The following is a 24360-nucleotide window of genomic DNA, read 5'->3' on the forward strand; positions in this document are numbered from 1 at the left end:
CTTCTCCCGTTCCCTGGGCTACTCGGCGGACTCGCCCCGGGGCAGTTCCATGGCCCGCTGGAGTTCCGCGTCAGGCAGTTCCTTGTCCGCCGGCCACCGGATGATCCTGCGCCCGTCCGAGGGTTCCCGGGGCACGTACTTCCAGCCGTCTTCCGTCGCGGGGTCGTAGTCGATGACGGTGTTGTCCCTGAGCAGGCGGCCGACCAGCCAGTCCGCTTCGCGCTGCTGCGTCTGGCTCACCTTGTCCCCGAGCTGAACGCGCATGTAGACCTTCAGGTTCTTCAGGATGTAGGCGTTGTGGTGGCTGGGGCCGCTGCGCGATGTCTTCACGTCCCAGGCGGACTTCACCAGCTCGTTCACTCGGACAGCGATCGGCTTCTTCCTCAGCCCCATGTTCACGAGTCGCTTGTTGACGGCCTGGACGGTTACTCCGTACTGCTCGGCGAGGCGAGCGTCGGGCACGCCGAGATGGAACATCTTGGCGAGTTCGGCGTCAGAGGGCAGCTTGGTCACGGACAGCGACCTTTCGAGCACGGGCTTTCGACACGCCTTCATCGGAAGGGGGTCATGTGCAGGGGACGCTCAGACCGTACCAAGATCACGCGTCGCACATCAACTTTTCCGCCCAGAGTCAACCGCGATTCAAGCGAGAGTGACATGGATCTCACTTTGCCCCTCCGTCGGTCATATCGGTCTGAGTAACACCTACATACATAGTGAGACCGAGTGAAACGAGGTCGAACGGAAAATCTCCCTCGGAGTTCTTGAATGAATTAACTGTAAGAAAGCCCTCTTCCTGTTGATCTCCCAGATGACTCTTTTCTCTTGGTAGAGATCCAGGAAGATCACGGCCCCGGCTGCCAGACAAGAAACCAGCCGGGGCCCTCATTCGGTTCGCTGTGCTTGATCACCGCAGCGAGCAAAGGCGCGGTCGCTCCGCGCTGGAGTCGCAGTGTCAGGCGTGCACTCCGCCCCGCAAGGGCGGAAGAGCGGGTTCGAATCCCGTCGACTCACCGCTCATGGAGGGAGGCCACGATGCCCCGAGCCAAGTCGATATGCATGTCGGTGGGCTGTACCTCCGTGACCATTCGTTCAGGGCGCTGCGAGAACCACGCCCCTCCCAAGAGGACTTGGAAGACCTCGGCGCGCAACCTCAACCGGCCCGGCGACTTCCACAAGCGCAGGTCCCTTGTCCTGGCCCGAGACCGCTTCACGTGCCAACGTTGCGGCTCGCGGGCCGAGTTGGAGGTTGACCACGTGGTCCCGATCGCCAGGGGCGGCACGTGGGACTTGTCGAACCTGTGGGTCCTGTGCAGGGACTGCCACAGACGCAAGACCTACTACGAGGACCGGTAGGCCCCCCGACTCAATCATTCATTCACTCCACACCACGGAGGCTTCCAGTGCCCTTGTGCGATGGCCTGTGCGTTGACTGCCAGTGCCCCTTCCCGCCGAACAAGGCCGCCCGCCGACCTTCGAAGGCCGCGGAGAAGCGCCAATGGATACAGGACGCCCTCTTCGAGCTGTCGGAGCTGGGCGAGCTGTACGGAGTCGACCCCAACAGCCTTCGGAGTGTGCCCTGATGCCGTCTCGACGCGGGCCGGCCCCCAACCCCAACGCCCGACGCCGCAACACCGATCACGCCCTCGGGGAGCACGGCCTATCCCTCAGCTCTGGCGAGGGCCGAGCCCTGCCGAAGTCTCTCGGCATCGAAACCGGCGGCGCCAAACGCTTCTGGAAGACCTGGGCAGCAGCCCCCCAGACCGAGCACTGGCTTGAGACCGACTGGGCCGAACTGGAGCTGACCACCCGGCTCGTGGACGCGTTCTACCAGGGCAACGTGCGGCTGGCCGGCGAGATCCGGCAACGAGTCGGACGGTGGGGCGCCACCACCGAGGACCGAGCCCGACTTCGCATGAACTTCGACCAGCAAGCAGAGCAGGAAGCCGCACAAGCCACCCAGGAAGCCACCACGAACCTGGATGAGGAGCTGTTCAAGATGCTCTCCGAGTGAGAAAGGCGGTGAGCGGATGCCGCTGACGGGAAACATGCCATCCGGCATTCCGCCCCGCTCCCGGAGCCTCGGTTACGAGATCATGCGCTGGGCCGAGCGGTACATCGTCCAGCCTGACGGCGAGCACGCCGGCCGCCCGTGGAGCTTCAGCCCCGAGCAGTTGCGCTTCCTGCTGTGGCTCTACGCGATCGATGACAACGGCCGGTGGGTCTACCGCACGGCGGCCCTGCGTCGCGCCAAGGGATGGGGCAAGACCCCCTTGTTGGCGGCCATCGCGATCATCGAGTTCATCGGCCCTGCTCGCTTTTCCCACTGGGCGAAGCAGGGCGAGCCCTGCTACACCTGCGGCGGCGGTGCCGGTAAGAAGCCGCACTCCGGTCCGGAGAAGCACCCCATCGCCAAGCGGGTTCCCCTGCCGCTCGTGCAGATCGCCGCGACGTCCCTGGACCAGACCGCCAACACCAGGGACATGATCCGCGGCATGCTGGCCGAGAGTCCGGCCGAGCGCGAGTTCCGGCTCGACATCGGCAAGGGCATCATCCAGTTCAAGGACGGCCGCCCCGGGCGCATCGAGCCGGTCACCTCCAGCAGTCGGGGCCTTGAGGGGGCGAGGCCCACCTTTGCCCGGCCCCGGCAGAAACGTCTCTGTCGGGGCCGGCCCATGCCGATTTGTTGTTTGCGATGAGGTCCACCACTGGGTGGACAGCAACCAGGGCACCTACGTCTGGGAGACCCTGGACCGTAACGTCCAGAAGACAGCCGGTGCCGGCAGTCGCTTGCTGGAGACCACCAACGCGTTCAACCCGAACGAGGGCAGCATCGCCCAGCGGACCTACGAGGCCGCCATCGAGTTCGGCGCCAAGCGCATCCTGTACGACTGCCGCGAGGCGGAGCGGGACGTCGACCTCAAGGACGAGGAGGCCGTCCGGGCCGCTGTCATCGACGCCTACGGCGACTCCCATTGGGTCGATGTCGACGGCATCGTAGAGGCGGTCATGGACCCGCGCACCAGCGCGGCCATTGCCTACCGCTTCTACTTGAACAACATCCAGGAGAACGCGGACGGCTGGCTGGTCAAGGCCGAATGGGACGCCTGCCTAGACGAGGACGACCCGATCAAGCCGGGCGACCAGATATCCGTGGGATTCGACGGCAGCCTCCGCGGCGATGCCACATCAATCGTGGGTTGCCGCCTTCGGGACGGGAAACTTTTCCTGATCGGCCTGTGGGAAAACCCCCGCGACCCTCGCCAGCCTGATTGGGAAGTGGATGTCCTTGCCGTCGAAGCAGCGGTGAAGAGGACATTCGAAACCTATCGCGTTGAATGGATGTTCTGCGACCCGCCTTACTTCCAAGAGGCCATCGGGCGCTGGTCCATCGCCTACGGCGATGACCGTGTATTCGAGTACTGGACCAACAAGCCCATGCGCATGTGTGAGGCCACTGAGCGCCTTCATTCCGCTGTCGCGGTTGGCGACGTGAAGCACGACGGCAATCCGGATCTGACCCGGCACATGCTGAACGCCGTTACGCGCGAAGTGCCGCAGGGCCTCTTGATTACCAAAGATTCCCCCCGTTCCAAGAAGAAGATCGACGCGGCCGTCAGTGCCATTCTCGCTTTTGAAGGCCGGGCCGACGCCATCGCCGACGGACGACTCAATTCGCGAAGGGGGCGCGTGGTCGGCTTTTAGCGAGGTTCCATGATTGTTCCCCCCAACGGATACGCCGCGGCCGGCCCTCCGGAATCCCCGACTGACTGGCTGGCCTATCTGTACGGAAAGCTGACAGACCAGTTGCCGGACATGTTCCGCTACGCTGAATACTACGAAGGAGAGCACCAGCGGCTCGCCTTTTCGCAGGCCCGTTTCAAAGCCGAATTCCGCGAGGTCTTCGAGAGCTGGCGCGACAACTTTTGCGGCCTGATCATCGACAGCGCGACCGAGCGCATGACGGTGGACGCCTTCCGAATACCTGAATCTCCCGGCACCGACAAGGACGCCTGGGAGTTCTGGCAGCGCAGCAGCATGGATGTGCTCTCCAACGCCGTCCACCTGGACGCGATGGTGCAGGGCCGCGCCTACGTCCTGGTCTGGGCCGACAAGGAAGGCGAGCCGTCCATCCTCCCTGTCTCCGCCGAGAACATGGTCGTCCAGTACAAGCCCGGCAGCAGGACCGAGCTGGAAGCCGCGGCACGTTTCTTCATGGACGACTGGGGCCGGCAGTGGGTCACCCTGTGGACCGAGGACTACGTCTATGAGACCAAGCGCGGCGAGGCCGAGTGGGAAGACGGCGCCAAGCGCCCGAACCCCCTGGGCGTTGTGCCGGTCGTCCCGTTTCACAACCGCTCCCGGCTGTCCGGCGACCCGTACTCGGACCTCGCGAACGTCATTCCGATTCAGGACGCGATCAACAAGACGGTCTCGGATGCGCTGACCGCATCGGAATTTGCCGCATTCCCTCAGCGGTATGTGACGGGCCTGGAGATCGTGGAAGACGACCAGGGAAACCCGGTCGAGCCTTTCAAGGTTGCGGTGGACAAGCTCCTACAGGCCGAGGACCCGCAGGCGAAGTTCGGGCAATTCGAGGCCGCCAGCCTCAGCAACTATTGCGACTTGGTCGGCCTCCTGCTCCAGCACATGAGTTCCATATCCCGCACCCCGCCCCACTATTTCCTCGTAAACGGAGGAGCGGCACCCTCTGGTGAGTCCATCATCAGCGCAGAGGCCGGGCTGGTCGCAAAGGTCCGGGAACGCATGCTTCATTTTGGCGAGGCATGGGAAAAGGTAATCCGCCTCTGCTTCGCGGTGAAGCGGGATGAGCGGGCTAAGGCGTTCGCGATGGAAACTGTGTGGCGCGATCCGGAGTACAGGACCGAGGCGCAGCATATTGATGCCCTTCTCAAGCTGAAGCAGCTCAACGTTCCTGAAGAGCAATTGTGGAGCGATGCGGGTTACACCCCGTCCCAGATCAGTGCCTTCCGTGAAATGCGGAAGGACGATGCCCGCGCTGCGGCAGAGGTCCAGAAGCTCGGCCCGCAGCAACAGCAGCCGGGAGGGAGCGCGCCGAGCGAAGCGAAGGCAGCCCAAATGGCTCAGAAGTCCCCGCAAGGCAATTCAGGCAACGTGAATCGCAAGCTCAGCGAGAAAAAGTAACCGACTCGCCGGAATGGCGGGTCCATCTGAAATGGATTTAGCGCATGAACGAGACGCAGAACAACCCTGTCGACAGCCCTGCCCCCGACGTCGAGGCGCCCCAATCGCCCGAGGCTCCGGTCGAGGCCGGCCCCACTGACGAGCTGGAGAAGTGGAAGCGCCTGTCCCGTGAGAACGAGAAGCGCTGGAAGCAGGCCACCAGGGAACTGGAGGGCATCCGTCACGCACAGATGACCGAGCAGGAGAAGGCCATCGAGTCGGCGAAGGCGGAAGCCCGGAAGGCCGCACTGGCAGAGGTGGGGACCTCGCTGGCCGAGGCGGAGATCCGAGCCCAGGCAGCCGCGGCCGGTGTCTCCGTGCCGACCGACTACCTGGACCTCTCTCGCTTCGTGGCTGAGGACGGCCGCGCCGACCGTGAACGGGTCACTGAGCTGATCGCCTCGCTCCCGACGCCTGCGGCACAGCCGGAGTTCCCTCAGCTCATGGGGACCGGCTACCACCGGGGCGGCGGCAGTGACATTTCCTCCATGGACCCAAACGAGCTGGCCGACTTCATCGCTGGCGGGTCCTTCATCTAGCCCGAGACTCCCTGAACGCCCTCCCCTCCAGGAGGGCTTTTTTTATGCCCTTTTGGAGGCACGCCTATGGCGCTTACCACGCATCATTTCAATCTTGACCCAAAGCAGGTCACTATTGCTGCTCTCGGCCTCCTGGACCGGCAGCTCACCCTGGGCGGGATTCCGGCCCGGTACTCAGAGCTGAAGTTCACCGGCGGCCTCGGTGACGTGATCAACGTGAACCGCGAGAGCCGCGGCATCCCGGTGCAGGCGGCCGGCATCTCTGAGCCGATCTGGAACCCGGTGAAGGGCGACAAGAACAAGTTCGCCGCCGCTTCGGACCGGCCGCTGCCGACCAACGATCGCCTGGCGCCGGTCGGCTTCATCAACGAGAGCCGGTTCCCCGTCCAGCTCACCACCCTCGCTCAGAACTCCACCGCGCTGTCGATGGAGCAGGTTGCCTTCGACCTCAAGCAGTTCGGTACCCAGGTGCTGACCAAGCTGACGCGCGGCTTCGCGGAGTACTTCGATGACACCACCGCGACCTTCATCAAGACCAACATCACGCGATCCGGTCTGAGCGCCGCGCAGAAGAAGGTCGTCGGTGGCGATGTCGAGGTGACCATCCCGGCTGCGGACGGGACGGGCGAGAACATGAAGGCCCGCGCCCTCGGCCTGCGTACCGCGCTCGTTGACGCCCGCATGGCGATGAACGTCGCCAACGTGCCGGCCTCCGAGCGGTACCTGATCGCCGGCCCCGAGGTCGAGGCCATCCTCCTGAAGGACCCGGAATTCGTCGCGGTCGACTACTCCGGCGACACCAACGCCCTGCGGCGGGCAGTCGTGGGCCGGATCTACGGCTTCGACATCGTGATCCACAACTCGTTCGGCCTGGAGATGTACCTCTTCCACAAGAGCGCGATGCTCCTGGTCAGTGCTTGCCCGGCGATCCCGATGGGTGCCGTCCAGGGCAGCGTCCAGAACATCAACGGCATCGCCACCCGCATGCTGATCGACTACGACTACGCCAAGAAGGCGGACACGATCGGCCTGGACACCATGTACGGCCTGTCCACCGTCAAGGAGGACCCGGACTACTCGGTCCGTGGCGTCGGCATCGGCGAATCGTTCGTGCGCGGCCTGAAGGTGTCGATCACCGAGAAGACGACCGCGCCCTCGGGCTCCTAACGGAGGAGCCCGCCATGCCCGTATCCGTCGCTGACATCGAGGTCAGGCTCGGCCGGAGGTTCGAGGAGGCGGAGAGGCCACGCGTCGAAGCGTTCATCGAGGATGCCGCGGCCTTCATCCGCGACTACTGCGGTAGCCGGTACGCGCCCGACGCCCCCGGCATTCGGGCCGTTCTGTGCTCCGAAGTTATCCGGTGGCTGGCGGTCCAGCCCGGCATCGTCTCGGAGCGCGTGGGCGACGTGGAAGTCCAGTTCGGCCCTGCCTCCTCCGCCCAGCAGCTTTCACCGGCGGCCAAGACCGCCCTGAAGCGGTACCGGCGCCCCCTGTCCACCGTCCGCCTGGAACGGGGGTAGGCGTTGTTCCTGTTCAGTGACCACGTGGTGGTCCGCCGAGCGGACATCAAGGACTCGGTCTACACCAGGCGCCGGGACTGGTCGAACGCGCGGAACGTCTTCGAGGGCCTGGCCCACGTACAGCCGGACCGCGCCTTCGAGGCCCGCAGCCCGGAGCGCGAGACGGCGCAGGAACGGCTGCGGGTCTTCCTGCCCTGGGGCACCGATGTGGACTCCGCGGACCGAGTCGAGTTCGACGGCCGCACCTACGAGGTGGACGGCGACCCCATGGAATGGAACTACGGCTCGATCCGGCATGTTCGGGTCCGCGCTTGGAGGGTGGAGCACTGATGCCCGCAGCATTCCGACTCGACCTCTCCGAGGCCGGCCTCAAGGAACTTGTCTCCTCCCCCAAGGCGGCGGAGCTGAGTGCGAAGAAGGCCGAGGAGATCGCGGCCCTGGCCCGTGGCGAGGCACCGAAGAACAAGCGCGGCTCGTGGAACATGTACTCGCGCTCGATCTCGGTCACGGCCTTCGAGGAGAACGGCGTCGTGCACGCCGCTGTCCAGGCCGACCGTCACCCGCTCCTCGTGGAGTTCGGTTGGCGAGACAAGGCCGGCCGCCGCCATGCGGGCCGGCACATCCTCAAGAACGCCCTGATGAAGGTCAGGGAGTCGTGAGGATCGATCCCGTCTCCGTCGTCCATGACTATCTGCGTGCCAAGCCCGAGCTGGCCCACGCGGTGACCGGGGACCTGGTGGGCCGGGAACCCGGCGAAACCGCTATCTACGTCGAGCACGCGGGCGGCTACCGGGCCGTCCGGGACCGCATGGACCGGGCCGACATCACCTACCAGGTGTACTCGGAACTCCGCGACGAGGCCGCCAAGTTGGCCTACCTCGTTCGCGAGCACCTGCTTGAGGACCTGCCGGGCCGCCTCGTGGGCGGCGCTCTGGTGCTCGATGTCTCCGATGGCATCAGCCCGCGCTACTTTCCGGATTCGACTTCCCGAGAGCATTCCTATCTCGGCGAGGTCTCCGTATTCATCACCGAGGGATAGCACTTCCCTCTCGCCCAGCCCCCAGCAATGGGGGCTTTTTTCATGCCCTAAAGAGGAGACACATTGGCTGCTGACGCTAAGGGTAACGACGCCGGCCGAATTCGTTTCGCCCCCGACGGCGCTCTCTACTTCGCCCCCCTCCCGAAGTCCGGCTCTGGCCCGAAGCCCCCAACTGACTGTGGTGTCAAGGGCGTTGCCCCGAGTGGCTACACCCCCATGGGCTACGTGGATGAGGGTGGCGTGACGATTACTCCGTCCATTTCCTCCGATCCGGTAAAGGTCTGGCAGAGCGCCGTGCCCGTCCTCTACAACGTCAAGGAGGCGTCGTTCCAGGTAAAGGCCACCCTGCTGGAAACGAACCTCGCCACCACCGAACTCTTCTTCGGTGCGGAGTGGAAGCCCGCCATGGAAAGGGGCTCGGACGGATCTGAGAGGCCGATCAAGGACACCTGGCGCCTGGACCTGTCCAGCACCCCGGAGCTGAGCGAGATTTCCCTCGTCGTGGACTGGTCACAGGGCGCCGTGCAGTACCGCGCAGTGATCGAGCGGGCGATGATCTCCGACCGAGGCGCCATCCAGCTCCAGCGGGCCGAGGCCGGAAAGTTCGAGTTGACCATCGAGGCATTGGATGCCTCCGGCCGCCTGGGCTACGTCCTGACCAACGACGCGATCAAGGACGGAGCCGTACTCCCCGGCGAGAAGTTCCAGGCAGACCTTTCGCAGGAGACCGTCAAGCAGGGCGGCGAGGTCCACGTGACCGGCAAGGGCGCGAAGCCAAACGCTCCGATCACTGTCACCACCGGTGACCCGAAGCTGGTGGCCGACGCCGGGAACGCCTCTCCGAACGGCGCCTTCGACATCCGGGTCACCGTCGCCCCTGACGCGCCGCTGAAGGGCTTCACCATCAGCGCGAGCGACGGCGAACACTCCGCGCAGGCCGGCACGCTCACCGTCGAGGCCAAGGCTCAGACCGTCTAACGCCGCTCGGCCGCAGGCCGCGCCCATCCCCGTGGCGGGGAGGGAGAAATCCCCGCCTCCTTCCCCTACCTCTCAACGCCCCACACCGGGGCTTTCTTGCTTTCAGGAGTACCCATGGCTGCTACCGCGAATCAGGCTGCGTCCGCGAAGACCGCTGCGAAGAAGGCGGAGGCCGAGGCCGGCCCGACGACCTTCGAGCACCGGGGCATCACCTTCCAGGTACCCAACGCCCTGGACATGCCACTTGAGCTGCTGGAGGCCGAGGACGAGCTGACGGCCGTCCGCCTGATCGTCGGCGATGAGCAGTGGGCGGCCTACAAGGCCACCCGTCCGACGATCCGCGAGTTCGGCGAGTTCGCTGACCTGGTGGCGAAGGCTTCCGGTCAGGGCGACTCGGGAAACTAATCGCGACCGTCCGCGTCATCCAGGAGTTCAGCGACGAGCTGGAGGCCGATCTCCTCGAACACTTCGGGATCGATCTGCTGGACCTGTGGCGCGGGCGGCTCTCCATACGCCGCGTGGGCGTGCTCATCGCCTCCCTGTGTGGAAAGCCCGGCCGGTCCGCGCTGCTTGCGGCAATGAATGAATCATCGGCCTGGGGCACAACTGAACATCTCCTCGCCCGAATCAGCGACGGCATCGAGCTGTCCAACTACCTCTTCATCCAGGCCAATTCCTCGGAAGACACCGGCCTCGAACCTCCGACGCCTCTGCCTCGTCCGGGACAGCCTGAACAGCAGCCGGAACCGCAGTTCGAGTTCGCCTCCGGTTCCGACGTGGCCTCTTTCTTCACGCAGATGAACAACCTGTAGGGGGCCACATGGCGAGCCGCGGAAGGGCACCGGTCAAGGTCGGGTCCGGCTTCATCGAGATCTACCCGGAGCTGTCGAAGACGGGTCTGTCGCGGATGCGTACCGACCTCACCCGGCAGATGACGCGAGCCGGAGAACAGGCCGGCCGGGCGTTCTCCCGCTCGATGGGCCAGGGCTTCGCCGGTATCGCCTCGCTTGCTGCCAAGCAGGCGAAGGTCGCGGGCAAGATGACCGAGAAGGAGGCCCTGGATACCTCCAACAAGCTGCGGCAGATCGAGCGCAGCCTCACCCGGTTCCACGGTGAGGAGGCCGGGCAGCAGTTCCGCACCTATCGGAACCTCGCCAAGCAGCGTGAGCAACTGGAGCAGGGCACCAGCGCCGCAACCCGCCGTGCCATCAACGACGTCGTCCGCGCCAACCGCCTGGCGGTTGAGGAGTCGATCCGCGACGAGCGGGCCAAGGTTCAGGAGAAGCAGCGCCTGGAGCGCGAGGCCCAGGCGGAGACACGCCGCCGCGTCGCCGCCGAGCGGACCGAGGAGCGTGCTCTCGCCCGTGAGGTTGCGGAGGTCAAACGCGAGCAGGTCGCCGCCGCCCGCCAGGCCGCCGCCGAGCAAAAGGCGGCAGAGCGCGAGGTCCAGCTCGCCACCCGCCAGCGCCTGGCCGAGGAACGCCTCGCAATCCAGATGCGCACCGCCGCCCTCCAGAACGAGCTGCGCGACCTTGCTGTACAGCGCCGCGAGTACGCCAGCACCATCACCGCGAATCAGCGCCAGCTCCGCGGCTTCATGGCCGAGCACCGTGGCAGCACCAAGAGCGCGGCCGAACAGTGGAAGGCCCTCTCGCAGGGCACCGAGACGTTCGGCACCAACCTGGAGCAGGTCGGCCGGTCGATCACGCAGAATCTGGTCGCCCCGCTCGCGCTGGCAGCGGGTTACGTGACGAAGATCGGCACCCAGTCCGCGGACATGCAGTTCCTCTCGTCCCGGGGCCTGGAGCGGGCCGGCTTCAACAACAAGGATGTCATGAAGGGCATCCAGTCCATCCAGGACTTCGCGGTGAAAACGCCCTTCTCCCTTGAGGACATGACGGACAAGTTCCAGCAGCTTGCGCGGAACTTCCAGTCCTACGGTGACTCGACGGGTGAGTCCCTGAAGAAGAGCGAAAAGCTGATTCGGGGTATCGCCGACTTCGCCGCTTCGTACGGTGTCCTGGACCCCGAGCGGGTCAAGGGCGCCATGTACAGCGCGGACATGATGATGGACATGTCCAAGCTCAACACGCGGAGCTTGAAGCAGTTTTCGCGTGGCACGGGCATTCCCATCAATGAGCTGGCCAAGATGGCCGGGTTCAAGACCTCGGGCAAGGGCGACGAGGACACCGAGGCCAAGGAGTTCCTGGCAAAGGTCCAGGAACGAGGTGAAGGCGTCTCCTCGAAGTCGTTCTTCGCCAACTTCCTCAAGGCGTACGACACCCGCAAGGGCGTCAAGGGAACGGCCGAGACCCTGGGTACCGGCTCGATCGGCGGCGCGCTCCAGGCCGTCAAGGAACAGGCCCAGCTCAACTTCGGTAAGCAGTTCGGCGACTTCAATCCGGAGACGGGCCGATTCGAGTGGACGGAACTGGGCGAGCGGGTCCGCAGCCTCGTCGCCCGGCTCGGCAAGCTCCTTGAGGACCCTGACTTCCAGCACCTCACCGGCGGTCTCCTGGGCCAGTTCGTCCGAGCCCTTGGGCTCCTCCTCAGTGGGGTCGAGAAGACGGAAGGTCTGCTCAACGATCACCCGTGGCTCAAGGACCTGGTGGCCAAGGCCGTCAAGCTTGCTGCGGTTCTCGGCCCTCTGGCCATCGCCATCGGCCTGGCGACGAAGACCATCGGCAAGCTCGGCAAGTCGTTCGCGCTGCCACTCAAGATCATTGGCGGCCTGGCCAAGGGCACGCGTGGCGCGTTCCGCACCGGCAACCAGTTCCTGGCAGGCGTAACGGCCGGCCGGGGCAACTTCCGTGAGGCGTACCGCGAACGGCGCGCCGAGTCCCACGATGGGGACGACCGTTCCGTGCTGCGGCGCGGTATCGACCGGATGCGCGGGCAGGACAGCCGCGCCGAGGCCGTACAGCTGAACACCGAGGCCGCGGAGCGCGCCCTTCGCGAGATCGATCAGAAGATCCAGACGGTCAAGGCCGCCATCCGCTCGTTGAATGAATTGAGGCTCACCAACCTCGCCGAGTCTCTGGGCGGGGAAACGGGCGCCTCGGTGAAGGCCGGCGCACGCGACGCTGACCAGCGGATCGGCAGTGTCCGTCAGGGTGTGCAGCAGCTCAACGCGGCGGGCCTGGGCGAGATCACCACGAAGTTCCGCTCCTTCGCCGATGCCGCGAACGCGGCTGAGCAGCAGGTGAAGCAGACGCACGGCGCGGTGCGGGACCTCAACGACGGCAAGCTCGGCATGGTCCGCCAGCAGGTCGAGTACCTGAAGGACAAGTCGGATACGGCCAAGCGGCACATCGCAGGCGTCGGCTCCGAAGTGGGCGACCTCAACGACCGTTCCTTGTCCCAGATCCGGAAACGGTTCGCCTCGACGCTCACCCCGGCCGTCCAGGGCTCGCACAGCCAGGCACGGGATCTCAACGAGAAGATCAAGGACATCAACGGGCGGGGCCTCGGCAGCATCACGTCGAAGGTCCGCACGCTCCGCGATGCCCTGGACCAGGCGGAAGGCAAGGCCGGAAAGCTCGAAGGGAAGATCGCCGCCGTCAACGGCCTCACCGGCTTCGGTGGAGGTGACGGCAAGGGCAAGGGCGGCCGGTCGAAGAAGCACGCCCTCGGTGGCGTCATTCCGGGCTACGCCCCCGGCGTGGACAACTACCCGGCGCTCTTGAGCCCCGGCGAGGCCATCCTGCGCCCCGAGGTGGCTCACGCGCTGGGCGCCGACACCATCAACCAGTGGAACGCGGCGGCGGCCCGGGGCCAGATCTCCCGTCACGCGAAGGGAACGGCAGGAAAGGGCACCCGCAAGTCGGGCCCCTGGCCACTGTCGATCCTGGGCGAGCTGTGGGACTCGATCAACCTCGGCCCGGCGGCCAGCACCTTCGGTGGCGGTATTCAGATGGCCTCCGCCGGTCGCGCCATCGGCGGCACGACAGGCCGCAATGTCGGGCGCTGGGGATCGCAGGCCGGTGGTGACGCCGCTGGCCGTGGCGCCTTGAACCGCTTCGACAACCTGCGCGAGTTCGCCACGAACCGAATACCCGGCCTCCTTCGGGCCGCCCCGACAGGCATCGGCAACATCCTGGGCCTGGTGGCGGGCGCCGTGGCCCCGACCGCAGGTCAGCTCTTCTGGGATGACATCTGGAAGGGCCGCGGCAACATCCTCCAGCGCGGTGCGAAGTTCACCGGTGACCTGCTGAATCCGGAAAACCTCTGGCAGATGATCAAGGACGGGGTGGGCGGTCTCTGGGAGACCGTGAAGTCCATCGGCGGCCTGATCGAAAAGGTGGCGACCGACGGCCCGGCAGCGGTGCTGAAGGAAGGCATCGAGGCCATGAAGTCCATGTTCTCGGAGATGCTGGCCGGTGTCCGGGACATGATCCAAACCGTCCAGGATCTGGTCTCCAACCCGGAAGAGTTCGCCGAAGAGGTCTGGCAGAACTTCTGGGCGCGAGCCAAGGAGGCGATGCCGAACACCGAAGGGCTGCTCAAGTTCGCGAACGGCGGGATCGTCCCCGGCGGATACGCGCCGGGCAACGACAGCGTCCACGCGCTGCTGTCCCCCGGTGAAGCGGTGCTGCGGCCGGAAGCGGCCCGCTTCCTCGGCCACGCCGCTATCCAGCAACTCAATGCCGGAGCGAAGTCGGGCTCCTTGTCCGGCACAGCCCAGGAGACGACGACTTCGGTCGCCGCCCCCGACGCTTCGGCGTTCGAGGAGGCAGCCAAGCAGATCGTTGACGCAGTGGAGTCGATCGAGGCCACCTTGCGGCAGCTCCGCGCAACCTCCGATGCCGCCTGGGCGCAGATCTCCCAGCGGGTCACGACGGCCGTCGACGGCCAGCTCGTCCCTGCCTACCAGCGGCAGGGCAGCTTCCTCAGCGGGCCACTGTCCCAGGGGCACCGACAGTTCCAGTCCACGAACCAGGGCGTCTGGTCCGACGTCCAGAGCACCACAGGTTCCGCCTCGGCCCGGGTGATTGATTCATTCACTCGCCTGCGGTCCGGGCTTCAGGGGCTGTCGGGCTTCTTCCGGCAGACGGGCCAGGCGATCGAGAGCACCTGGCGCTCGTCCATGTCGTACGTGGGCTCCTCGACCAGGAGCACCCTGGCCGGGCCCTACAACCAGGGCGCGGTCTCGATGATGAGCGAGATGGCGAAGTTGGCCGGCACCAAGGCCCCGCTCCGCACACTCGCCTTCGCCCGTGGTGGTGTCGTTCCCGGCTATCAGCCGGGTGTGGACTCTGTCCCTGCCGTACTCAGCCCCGGAGAAGGGATTCTTCGTCCCGAGGTCGTTCGCGCCCTCGGAGCAGAAACGATTCTGCACTGGAATGCGGTGGCCCGTCGGGGCGGGAACGCCTTCGCAGGCGGCGGCATCGTCGGGCCGGCCCGCTTCGGCGGCCAGTCCGGCAGCGACTGGGTGAAGCGGCACAAGGACGACGACTACGACGGCTACGCCTCCGCGTTCAAGGCCGGGTGGAAGGACGTCGTCCAACCGATGCTCGACACGGTCGGGCGCACCTTCGGCCTCTCCGGAGACCTCGCGAAGCGGGACTTCCAGGCTGGCCGACCGTGGCTGGAGAAGTGGACGTCGTGGGTCGACGAGCACACGACGGGAGGCGGCGCGGTCGTCAAGCTCGCGCTGTCCGAGTTCGAGCGGGAAGCCCCGATGGTGGGCGGCGCCAAGTACACCGATGGGGCCCTGGAGTCCTGGTGTGCGGACTTCGTCTCGTGGGTCGTGGACCACGCGGGCGCGAACGCTGCTTACGGCGGGAGCCCGAAGGGGACGCCGCGGAATCGCTGGCCGGCGGTGGCGGCCTGGAACAGCGCGATGCGCCACGTCCCGGTGGCCCAGTCCCAGCCCGGCGACCTGCTGACCTACCGGGGCGACGGCCACATCAACATCAAGACCGGCCCCGATGAGACGGTCGGCGGCAACGAGTCCAACTCGCTGAAGCGAACCCGGGGTTACTGGCGTACGGCCACGGCCGCGCTGCGGCCGACCGGCGGCGGCTCGGCTACGTCGGACGGCCCGGTCCTCAACGCCTGGCCCGGTTCGATCCCGAAGTTCGTCGGCTCCCTCGGGGGCGGCGTGGACTCCGCGATCGGCCAGTACATCGCCAAGGCGATGGCGCTGACCGGGGTCAGCGGGCCGAGGTGGGCTGACGGCATGGCAACGATCATTCGCCGCGAGTCCGGGGGCAACGTCCGGGCGGTCAACAACTGGGACTCCAACGCCAAGGCCGGCACGCCGTCCAAGGGCCTGACCCAGGTGATTGACCCGACCTTCCGTGCGTATCACCAGCCCGGTACGAGCTGGGACATCTTCGATCCGGTGGCGAACATCGCCGCCTCGATCAACTACATCCGGGACCGGTACGGCGACATCAGCCGGGTACAGCAGGCCGACCCCAGCAAGCCGCCGAAGGGCTACTGGACGGGGACGACCTACGCCTCCCCGGGCCTGGCCCTGGTGGGCGAGCGGGGCCCGGAGCTGGTGAATTTCCGCGGCGGTGAGCGTGTCTACAACGACGCCGAGACCCGAGATCTCCTCGGGAAACGCTACGAGATTCACATTCACGAAGCGAAGGCCGAGAACACAACTCAGGCCGTGATTCGCGGCCTTCAGTACATGGAGGCGATGTACGCCATGTGATGGATAGGAGCGTGTATGCCAATTCCGGCTTCATGGGACTTTCTCCCGGAGAAACCTCCGGCGAACCGTCCCAGTCCCCCCGTGCCGAAGAAGTGGGGACACACCTACGTATCGATCACGGGCAACGCCGGTAAGGGGGAGGAGATCCCCCTTACCGGCTTCGGGGGCCGCTACTGGCCCAACATCTTCATGCAGGCCGGCGCCACCGGCCTCGACATGCCCCCGATGGAGATCCATTCCGATACGAGCCCGAACCTCGCCGGGTCGATGTACCGCAGCACCAGGGCCGCCGCGCGGGAGATCATGATCCCGTTGTTCCTGTACGGCATCGACCGGTACACCGTCCGGCGCCTGAAGCAGTCCCTCATACGGGCCCTCAACCCCCTCAATGGGCACTGCGTGCTCAAGATCCAGGAAAGCGGCCTGCCTGCCCGTTACCTGAAGTGCTGGTACAAGGGCGGCCTGGAGGGCAACGAGTCAGAAGACAGCAGTGGCTTCCGGTGGATTCGCTACGGCGTCCAGCTCACCGCGATGGACCCGTGGTACTACGGCGATGACTTCCACGTCGCCGAGTGGACGTTCGGCCAGGGGTCCTCGTTCCTGAAGCCCGCGAAGTCCCTCTTCCCCCTCTCGATCAGCCAGGGCCTGGTGTCACGGGAGGACTTCCCCGTGACCAACCCGGGTGACGTGTCCGCCTGGCCCGTGTGGGAGGTCACCGGGCCCGTGCGCCGATTCCGATTCACCTGCGGCGACCGGTCGTTCGGCATCGACGGCAGAGCCCAGGACGCCGTGCCGGGCGGCACCACTCTGAAGATCGACACCCGCCCCGGCCACAAGACCCTGCTGGACGACAAGGGCAAGAACTACTGGCCCCTGCTCGGCAAGTCACCGTCCCTGTGGCCCCTCCCCTCGGGCAGATCCCAGATCGGCATCGAGCTGGTGCCCGGCAGCGCGAACGCGACGCTGCGCATGACGATCGCCCCCCGCTACGAGACCTACTAGGAGGTGCTTTGGGCTACCGAGTAGAGGTCCGTGGCCGTCCCGACGAGGACGGCCTCATTCATCGGATCGGCGAGCTGGACACCTGGATCAAGCTGGACCTGATCATCCGCTACAACGCCCAAGGCACCTGGCAGCTCCTCGTCAAGGACAAGACGCCGCAGGCGAAGCTGTTGGAGAAGGGCGGGGGGATCGCCGTCTGGATGGACGGCCGCGATGACGAGCCGATCTTCTCGGGCCAGATCGAGCAGTTCCAGAAGTACTGGACCGTCGAGCAGCACACGGGGCGGGGCTCGGTGTACGTCGGCGGCAAGTGCGACAACAAGCTTCCCTACCAGTACCTCGCCTTCCCCGGCGTGAAGAACTGGGGCACGGACGCGATGGCCGTCTACCCCGCGAACGAGCAGTGGAAGGACCGCGACCGGGACGCCCGCCCGATCGGGGAAGAGGCCGGCCAGGCCCTGTGGGTCGAGATGGACCTCGCCTTCGGCGCCCGCGGCCTGCCCGGCCGAAAGGCCCCCGGCGTCACCCTGCTCCCGCCCCCGGCCGCGAATCAGCCGGGAGTGCCGCCCAAGATCGGCGCCAAGGTGGCCGGCACCGTCCGCTACGACAACCTGGGCACGCTCGCCGAGAAGTGGACCAAGGAAGGCGGCATCGGCTACCGCTTCCTGTGGCACCCCGATGACAAGAAGATCAAGCTCACCACCTTCGTCCCGCAGGACAAGACCAACAGCGTGCGCTTCTCCCCCGAGCTGGGGAACCTCCGCGAGTACGTCGCCACACTGACAGCGCCTCGCGTGACGCGCGCCATCGTCGCAGCGCAAGGCGAGGGCAAAGACCGGTTCATCCGCCAGTACCCCGAGACGGGCTACGGCCCCGACGGGCTGACCGACGACGAACGCGAATGGGGTCTGATCAGCGAGCAGTTCATCGACCGCCGCGACATCCCCCTGAAGACCGATGCCGCTGGAAAGCCGGTCCTGAACAAGCCCAAGGACGGCGGCTTCACGCTGCCGCCCGGGGCCAAGGATGAGGCCGAAGCGCTGAAGATCTACCAGGACGCGATGAAGACGGCCGCAGACGCCGTATTGAAAGAGTCGGAGAAGAACGGCAACTTCCAGATTTATCCGATCGAGACGCCCCAATGCCGCTTCGGAATCGACTATTTCATCGGCGACAAGGTGTCGGTGGACATTGAGGGCGAGATCTACGAGGACATCGTCCGCGAGGTCAACATCACCGTTGAAGACGGAGGACGGTCCGAAACCGTCGTGCCGAAAATCGGCGAACAAGGCACCGGCGAACCACTGAACCTCTACAAGCACGTATCCGACATGCGAGAAAAGCTGCGCAAGCTGGAAGCAAGGATGTGACCCATGGCGGAGATAAGTTTTCCGTTCGAGAAGGACGGCGGAGATGGAGGACGGCAGGCCGTCAGCCAGGTGGACTGGCAGAAGATGGCAACCATGTGGGGCGGGGACCGCGTAGCAACCCGCATCACCGCCGCCTCCCCCGACGCCGCGACCCTCCCCTTCTACGCCAAGATCCTCCCGAACACCCGGACCCTGGAGATTCAGGGCGGCGAAGCCTGGGTGGGCGGCTTCTACTACAAGCTCGAAGGCACTCGCCAATTCGAGATCGGCCAGAACTTCGACAAGGCCAAGGACCGCCGGGACGTGGTCGTGATCCGGGTGGACCACACCAAGGGCTCCGTGAACATGGACATCCGGCAGAGCCAGCCCTCCTCGAACCCGGTCCCGCCACAGCCGATCCACGAGGCCGGCCAGCAGTGGGAAATGGTCATCTGGGAGGTCTTCGTCCCCAGGAACAACGGCACCCCTCAGCTCTACGACCGGGCCCCCTTCGACGCACCCAACCGCGTGGCCTTCCCCTGGTGGGCCGACGACTCGATGCGCTTCCTTCCCCAGGGCAGCTTCGCCCTCGACCTCGACAGCGACGCCCGCCACGTCCAGGAGGAGATCTACAAGGGCCGCGACGGCGTGGCGGTCGCCCGCACCTTGGGCAAGTCCTGGAGCTACACGCCCGACCTGGTCAACGCCGCCAGCATCCCCAAGGGCCTTCTCCTCCGAGGCCGTTGGCGCTGGGCTGCCCCGAATCTCGTCTGGTTCACGATCGACTTCGATAACTCGTCCAACACGGACATCCGGGCGAAGGACGGCGCTCTCAGCTTCACGCTGCCCCAGAACCTCAACGGCGTGATCGGCCAATCGTTCGCGGGCTACATGCTCAACGGCGGCTATCGGGGCGGGATGCCCAACTTTGTGGCGATCACCGGCATGGCCAACGGCGGCAACAAGGGCAAGACCGTGCGCATGACGTACCCGAGCCAGCACTACCTGAGCGAGGGCCTGGACTACCTGACGGTGTTCCCGTCCCAGTCCTCGATCGTCGTCTCCGGCGTCTACGAGACCAACGCCTACAACGAGTAAGGAGCCACCAATGGAAAGGTACCTGTTCGGCGGCGGCACCGCCGACGTTGCCGAAGACGTGGACGGCGGCCGAGTAGCCGGTGCTCCGGTCACCATCTGGGACGGCCCCACCGACACCGCGAACCGGGTCATGGACCTGGTGGACGTCGAGAACGGCAGCCAGATCGAGCAGAGCACTCTCACCGCCGACGAGTACGGCTACATCCTCCCGTTCCTCGGGCCTCCCGGAGTGGAACGCCTATGGGCGAAGGCCGGCACGATGGCGAAGCGGGTCGAGCTGATCCAGATGAGCCTGTCCTCGCGGCTGGCCAAGCACCTCACCACGGACGTGGACCCGCACAAGGACCGCGAGTACACGGACCGCAAGTTCGATGCCGCGGTGGGGCGGACCGGCAAGAACGACGTCGCAACCGTCCCCGGCGATGCCTGGCTCAACGTCGAGGCCGCAGGCGGCACCAGCGACGTGATCCGCATGAACCGTGCGGGCGAGGTCGGCACACAGCTCAAGAGCAACGGCACCTTCTTCATCCAGCCGTTCACCAACAACACCGGCCTGGTCGTCCTCACGAAGAACACCAGCGAGACCACCAACGCCATCAACGTCCAGGGCGGCGCAGACGGAGCGACCTCCGTCTTCCGCGTACGAAAGTCCGGCAACGTCCTGATCACCGGCTCTCTCCAGGCGGACGGCAATGTGATCGCGCCGAACGTCGGCTCTGCCCGCGTGTTCTCCGGACCTGCCTCCGCCCTGCCGCCCGCCAGCCAACTCAAGCCCGGGGATGTGTGGTTGCAGTATGGCTAACGTCTGGAGAGTCTGGGACGGTGCCGCCTGGAGCGCCCCCAAGGTCAACTACTGGACCGGGACGGAATGGACGGCGAGCCTCCCCAGGGGCCAGTACTGGGATGGCCAGGGGTGGGTATCCGCCGCCCCGCCAGCCCGTGAGTTCGCTGCCTTCGTCGGCTCGAACAAGGGGAACTTCAAGGACACCCGTTACGCCGGGCTTCCCGTCCCGGCCGGAGTTCGCGTCAACGACTTCGTCGTCTCGATCTGCGCGAACATGAAGGGCCTCGCCAAGCTCGCCTCCCCCGCCGGCCACCTTCCCCAGGTCATCTCACCGTCCACTGACGAGATGTCCTTCGCGGTTGTCTGCTGGCCGTACACCGGCCAGGAAGGCGATGTCGTGTGGGACCTCGGCAGCTCCCCCCAGGCCGCCTGCATGAACCTGCTCTATCGCAACGGCGACGTCTCCAATCAGTCCGTGACGCCCGTGAGCGACATGCAGGTGTACAAAGCCGTGGACAAAGTCCCCCTCATGCCGTCCAAGGACTACACCAGCGTCTTTGTGGCGCTCGCGGTTTCCCGCCAGGTGTCCAGCTACGCGTGGCCCGAGGGAGTTCTTCCACGTGAAGCGGTCGTGGGCCGGTTCGGCTCGTACGAGATCAGCGCCTTCACGGCCGACACCCCGGGGGCCGGCGCCTCGCTCGGAGCCCTCCAGCTCAACACCAAGGTCGACGCCGCGGCCATGTACCTGGTGACCATCCCCGGCAGGAGCGACGGGAAGCCGACGTGGATTCTCGGCGACGCCGCCGCGTCCGTGCTCGGCAAGACGACCTACCTTCAATGAGGTGAACCATCCCTAAACCCGCACTCAATCGGTGGTCGGCCCGTGAGGTCCCGGACCCGGCTCTCATGAACGAGCGGGTGACCGCACCGCAGAAGTACTACGCGAACATGCCCTACGTCTCAACGCGGGGAGTCGTCACCAGCTCCGGCATATCGGGACAGGCCCTGTACGCGGGCCAGAAGCGGGATGTCCTGTGGGACTCCAACCGCACCTATGTCAACGGCTTCACCACGCCGGACAGCACCCGCTTCAAAATCCCGGAGGACGGCGTCTACCACGTCACCTTCAACGCCGCCGTCAACGGCAGCACGGTCCGGGGAGTCGGCGAGAACCTGAACGCCTACCTCTACGTCGACGGCGCGACCGGGCAGGGAGTCTCAGGCGCCATCGGGCACACCACCTTCCAGCACCAGATGGCATCGAACTACACCACGATCCAGGTGAGCGTCACCGAATACTTCACGAAGGGGTCCTTCGTGAGGGCCCAGGTGTACCTGGACTCTGGCGCTACCGGCATCTGGTGGATCGCCGCCGCCGACTTCGACGCCAACCTGAACGCCTTCATGCTCGCCCCGAGCGTCAACGGCTGGACACAGGCCGCCGCCCCGCCGCCGACGCTCGCAGCGTGGACCGACGGCAACTACGTCAGCGTGGACGCGATGAACAGCCAGACCTTCGACGCGTTCGTCCACCTGGAGAACCGCCCCAGGTTCCTCGCCCGTGACACCTCCTTCAACGTCGCGGCCGGCCAGGAGAAGGTAGCCCTGTCCTGGAAGACCATGTACGCGAACGACCCTGGATTTGCACTCCAGAGGCTCGCTGACGGCTACGCCGAGAGGACCGCAATCAAGGTCCCCTACTCCGGCCTGTACCTGGTCACCTTCTTTGGCGCCGTGCAACACACCAGCGGCGTAGACACGGCCTCTTACGGATTCCAGTTCAAGATCCATGGAAGCAGTGGTGACGCCAAGATTCTCGCGCAGAACAGCACCACGCGAATCAACATGGACTGCTCCGTCGCGGTCAACGACCTGGTGTACCTCAAGGCCGGGGAAACCCTCAACGTCCGTTTCTACGGCTGGGGTTCTGACACGCGCTGGGTCAACGGGACGGGAGACGGCCGAATATTCAATCTGGGGGCTACCTACATGGGAGGCTAGATGCTCACATACCCCTCGTGGCCCTCCCGACAGCTCGTGTCGGCCGCGGAACTCAATCCATACATTTACGAGAACAACAGCAGACTCGTCATCCCGAGCGCTTTCAGAGTCAAGGGCCTTGATTCCGTCAATGAGTTCACCAGTCGCGTGGAACTCAAGTGGGACCTGTGGGACTTCGAGCGCCAGGGCTGGACCTCTACGGATATGAAGAGGTTCAGATGCCCGGCCTCGGGGACCTATTTCGTCAGCGCCAACCTGACCTTCCGTCCGCCGTCCACCATGGACGGTAAGAAGACCGCCATGGTTGACGCCCTGGTGTACTCCTCCGGGCGCGATGGAAGCGGGAGCACTGCGCTGCTGAAGTCGCTGAACAATACGAAGATCATCGGCAGTTATCTGAGCGTGAACGCCTCGGGCCTGGCCTACCTCGCCGAAGGTGACCTGCTCTACGCCACGACGGCCGGGTACGGAGGTACCTGGACCAAGGCGACCTCGGAGAACAAGAACTGGTCGATGAACGCGTTCAGCGCCATCCAGATAGCCCTGGATGCGAAGGGGCTCGGCGCATGAGCAGTACGACGATGATCCTCAACGCCTTCGGGCTGGTGGGCATTGCTGCCACCGTCCTCGGCGGCTACGTGGTGTTGCGCGCCACGAACGAGGCGAAAACCTCTGAGGTCTGGAAGGGGGAGGCCGAGGCGCAGAAGGCTCGGGCCGACCGGCTTCAGGATGACCTCACCGAGATCAAACAGCGGCTCACGAGCATCGAGCGTGAAAATCAGCGGCTCATCGAGGTTCTGACATCCCTCGATCCGTCACGGCTTGCCGCGCTGCATCGCAGCAACTGACCTGAAGTAATTAATTATTCGCGGGCTGGCTTCGGCCAGCCCTTTTTCATGCCCTTTTGGAGGCGCCCATGAGTCAGGTTTCCACCGTCCTGTCCATAGCCTTTGGGGAGGTGGGCTATCAGGCGGAGCGCGCTCCGGGTGAGCGTCCCTCCGGCCATCAGAAGTACAGCGGCCAGGTTCCTGGCCTTGAGTGGTCCAACTACCAGCCGTGGTGTGCGACTTGGGTGTCCTGGGTCGCGATGAAGGCGGGCGTGGCCGACCTGTTCCCCCGCACCGCATCTGTGTGGTCCGCGATGGAGTGGTTCAAGCAGCGCTCGCGCTGGAGCGACTATCCCGCCATCGGCGCCCAGGTGATCTACGGGACGTCGGGCAGTACGCACACGGGCATCTGCTACGCCTACGACAGCGAGTGGATCTACACCGTTGAAGGCAACACCAGTACCACCAACGACGCCAACGGCAACAAGGTGATGAAGCGCCAGCGGCTTCGGCGCGACTCCTACGTCCACGGCTACGGGTACCCCTCGTACGCGGAAGGTGTGACCACCGCGGACCCGTCGAAGAAGGGTCTGGCGGGCTACACCTACGCGGCCAGCGCCTCGGCGGCGGTTGCCAACTCGGGCGGCTCGACGGGCAAGTACAAGATCAAGAAGGGTCAGACGCTGAGCGGCATCGCGGCCCTGCTGGGTGTCTCGCTTGCCGCCCTCCTGGCGGCCAACCCTCAGATCAAGTCCCCGGACCGTGTGGACGAGGGCCAGGAGATCACTGTCCCGGTCGCACCGACACCGCCGCCCAAGCCGACTGTCCCCCCGGTGAAGCCGACACCGGAGCCGAGCAAGCCGACCACACCGGCCACGACCGGCGACTTCTACACCGTGCAGAAGGGCGACAGCCTCAGTGGCATCGCCCGCTCTTTCGGGCAGTCCCTGACCGCACTTCTGGCCCGCAATCCCGCGATCACGGACCCCAACGTCATTCAGGACGGCCAGCAGATCCGGGTCAAGGGCACGGCGCCGAAGGCAGCCCCCAAGGTGGCCGGCCCCCGGCATGCGGCGCCCAAGCCGATCGCCCCGGCCCCTGCGGCGAAGCCGAAGGCGCATGAGTCCGAGAAGCCGGTGACCGTGATCGTCAAGTGCCAGTGCTCCTGTGACTGCTGCGGCACCAAGAAGCCGATTCCGCGGCCGACCACCAAGCCGGCCGACGTGCCGAAGCCGGACAAGCCGAACGACCCCCCGAAGCCGCCCACACCCCCGGTGGCCCCGGCCGTTCCGGCCGTTCCGGCTGCCGCGACCTCCCAGACCCCTGACCCCGGCCACCAGGCCAAGTAAGG

25 protein-coding genes are annotated in these 24360 nt (G+C 65.7%); 24 read left to right on the forward strand and 1 reads right to left on the reverse strand.

What is annotated here, in order from left to right; translation table 11 throughout:
* Positions 1 to 18 precede the first annotated feature (18 nt).
* A complete protein-coding gene (locus tag IE305_RS24035; protein WP_190131805.1) occupies positions 19 to 513 on the reverse strand; it encodes a hypothetical protein in 495 nt (164 codons plus the stop codon).
* Between the two features lie 546 nt (positions 514 to 1059).
* Here IE305_RS24035 and IE305_RS24040 point away from each other — a divergent pair.
* From IE305_RS24040 to IE305_RS24155, 24 genes are all read left to right on the forward strand, one after another.
* On the forward strand, positions 1060 to 1356 hold the full coding sequence (locus IE305_RS24040; RefSeq protein WP_190131903.1) for an HNH endonuclease: 297 nt from the start codon (positions 1060 to 1062) through the stop codon (positions 1354 to 1356).
* A gap of 226 nt (positions 1357 to 1582) precedes the next feature.
* Complete coding sequence (locus IE305_RS24045) at positions 1583 to 2014, forward strand: phage terminase small subunit (RefSeq protein ID WP_190131806.1); 432 nt, start codon at positions 1583 to 1585, stop codon at positions 2012 to 2014.
* 16 nt (positions 2015 to 2030) lie between these two features.
* Positions 2031 to 2699: a terminase large subunit domain-containing protein gene (locus tag IE305_RS24050; protein ID WP_190131807.1), complete on the forward strand. Its 669-nt coding sequence runs from the start codon at positions 2031 to 2033 to the stop codon at positions 2697 to 2699.
* A 13-nt stretch (positions 2700 to 2712) separates the two neighbouring features.
* On the forward strand, positions 2713 to 3705 hold the full coding sequence (locus IE305_RS24055) for a terminase TerL endonuclease subunit (RefSeq protein WP_229891450.1): 993 nt from the start codon (positions 2713 to 2715) through the stop codon (positions 3703 to 3705).
* 9 nt (positions 3706 to 3714) lie between these two features.
* Positions 3715 to 5166, forward strand: coding sequence for a phage portal protein (locus tag IE305_RS24060; protein WP_190131808.1), 1452 nt, complete (start codon positions 3715 to 3717; stop codon positions 5164 to 5166).
* Positions 5167 to 5210: 44 nt separating this feature from the next.
* Complete coding sequence (locus IE305_RS24065; protein WP_190131809.1) at positions 5211 to 5744, forward strand: hypothetical protein; 534 nt, start codon at positions 5211 to 5213, stop codon at positions 5742 to 5744.
* 66 nt (positions 5745 to 5810) lie between these two features.
* A complete protein-coding gene (locus tag IE305_RS24070) occupies positions 5811 to 6911 on the forward strand; it encodes a phage major capsid protein (protein WP_190131810.1) in 1101 nt (366 codons plus the stop codon).
* Positions 6912 to 6925: 14 nt separating this feature from the next.
* Positions 6926 to 7264: a head-tail connector protein gene (locus tag IE305_RS24075; RefSeq protein ID WP_190131811.1), complete on the forward strand. Its 339-nt coding sequence runs from the start codon at positions 6926 to 6928 to the stop codon at positions 7262 to 7264.
* A gap of 24 nt (positions 7265 to 7288) precedes the next feature.
* Positions 7289 to 7594 carry a hypothetical protein gene (locus tag IE305_RS24080; RefSeq protein WP_190131812.1) on the forward strand — a complete coding sequence of 102 codons (306 nt, stop codon included), beginning with the start codon at positions 7289 to 7291 and terminating at the stop codon, positions 7592 to 7594.
* A complete protein-coding gene (locus tag IE305_RS24085) occupies positions 7594 to 7923 on the forward strand; it encodes a hypothetical protein (protein WP_190131813.1) in 330 nt (109 codons plus the stop codon). The genes IE305_RS24080 and IE305_RS24085 overlap by 1 nt, the downstream gene beginning before the upstream one ends.
* Positions 7920 to 8303 carry a hypothetical protein gene (locus tag IE305_RS24090; RefSeq protein ID WP_190131814.1) on the forward strand — a complete coding sequence of 128 codons (384 nt, stop codon included), beginning with the start codon at positions 7920 to 7922 and terminating at the stop codon, positions 8301 to 8303. Before IE305_RS24085 ends, IE305_RS24090 begins: the two co-directional genes overlap by 4 nt.
* A gap of 63 nt (positions 8304 to 8366) precedes the next feature.
* The gene (locus IE305_RS24095) at positions 8367 to 9281 is read left to right on the forward strand and encodes a phage tail tube protein (RefSeq protein WP_444546172.1); all 915 of its coding nucleotides are present in this window, start codon (positions 8367 to 8369) and stop codon (positions 9279 to 9281) included.
* A 114-nt stretch (positions 9282 to 9395) separates the two neighbouring features.
* Positions 9396 to 9686 (forward strand): hypothetical protein, encoded by a 291-nt coding sequence (locus IE305_RS24100; protein ID WP_190131816.1) that lies wholly within the window; start codon positions 9396 to 9398, stop codon positions 9684 to 9686.
* Positions 9687 to 9799: 113 nt separating this feature from the next.
* Positions 9800 to 10093, forward strand: a complete 294-nt coding sequence (locus IE305_RS24105) for a hypothetical protein (protein WP_190131817.1) — start codon at positions 9800 to 9802, stop codon at positions 10091 to 10093.
* A gap of 8 nt (positions 10094 to 10101) precedes the next feature.
* A complete protein-coding gene (locus tag IE305_RS33170; protein WP_229891485.1) occupies positions 10102 to 15948 on the forward strand; it encodes a transglycosylase SLT domain-containing protein in 5847 nt (1948 codons plus the stop codon).
* A gap of 81 nt (positions 15949 to 16029) precedes the next feature.
* Positions 16030 to 16950: a phage tail family protein gene (locus IE305_RS24115; protein ID WP_229891452.1), complete on the forward strand. Its 921-nt coding sequence runs from the start codon at positions 16030 to 16032 to the stop codon at positions 16948 to 16950.
* An 8-nt stretch (positions 16951 to 16958) separates the two neighbouring features.
* On the forward strand, positions 16959 to 18320 hold the full coding sequence (locus IE305_RS24120) for a Gp37-like protein (protein WP_190131819.1): 1362 nt from the start codon (positions 16959 to 16961) through the stop codon (positions 18318 to 18320).
* Between the two features lie 3 nt (positions 18321 to 18323).
* Positions 18324 to 19397 carry a hypothetical protein gene (locus IE305_RS24125; protein ID WP_190131820.1) on the forward strand — a complete coding sequence of 358 codons (1074 nt, stop codon included), beginning with the start codon at positions 18324 to 18326 and terminating at the stop codon, positions 19395 to 19397.
* A 10-nt stretch (positions 19398 to 19407) separates the two neighbouring features.
* Complete coding sequence (locus IE305_RS24130; protein WP_190131821.1) at positions 19408 to 20199, forward strand: hypothetical protein; 792 nt, start codon at positions 19408 to 19410, stop codon at positions 20197 to 20199.
* Positions 20192 to 21022 carry a hypothetical protein gene (locus IE305_RS24135; RefSeq protein ID WP_190131822.1) on the forward strand — a complete coding sequence of 277 codons (831 nt, stop codon included), beginning with the start codon at positions 20192 to 20194 and terminating at the stop codon, positions 21020 to 21022. Before IE305_RS24130 ends, IE305_RS24135 begins: the two co-directional genes overlap by 8 nt.
* 77 nt (positions 21023 to 21099) lie before the next feature.
* Positions 21100 to 22182 carry a hypothetical protein gene (locus IE305_RS24140; protein ID WP_190131823.1) on the forward strand — a complete coding sequence of 361 codons (1083 nt, stop codon included), beginning with the start codon at positions 21100 to 21102 and terminating at the stop codon, positions 22180 to 22182.
* 147 nt (positions 22183 to 22329) lie between these two features.
* Complete coding sequence (locus tag IE305_RS24145; RefSeq protein ID WP_190131824.1) at positions 22330 to 22752, forward strand: hypothetical protein; 423 nt, start codon at positions 22330 to 22332, stop codon at positions 22750 to 22752.
* Entirely contained in the window at positions 22749 to 23030 is a 282-nt protein-coding gene (locus IE305_RS24150) for a hypothetical protein (protein ID WP_229891454.1), read from the forward strand. The genes IE305_RS24145 and IE305_RS24150 overlap by 4 nt, the downstream gene beginning before the upstream one ends.
* A gap of 68 nt (positions 23031 to 23098) precedes the next feature.
* Positions 23099 to 24358 carry a LysM peptidoglycan-binding domain-containing protein gene (locus tag IE305_RS24155; RefSeq protein ID WP_190131825.1) on the forward strand — a complete coding sequence of 420 codons (1260 nt, stop codon included), beginning with the start codon at positions 23099 to 23101 and terminating at the stop codon, positions 24356 to 24358.
* Positions 24359 to 24360 lie beyond the last annotated feature (2 nt).

It is taken from the genome of Streptomyces mashuensis, assembly GCF_014654785.1.
In the GTDB taxonomy this organism is placed as follows: Bacteria; Actinomycetota; Actinomycetes; order Streptomycetales; family Streptomycetaceae; genus Streptomyces; species Streptomyces mashuensis.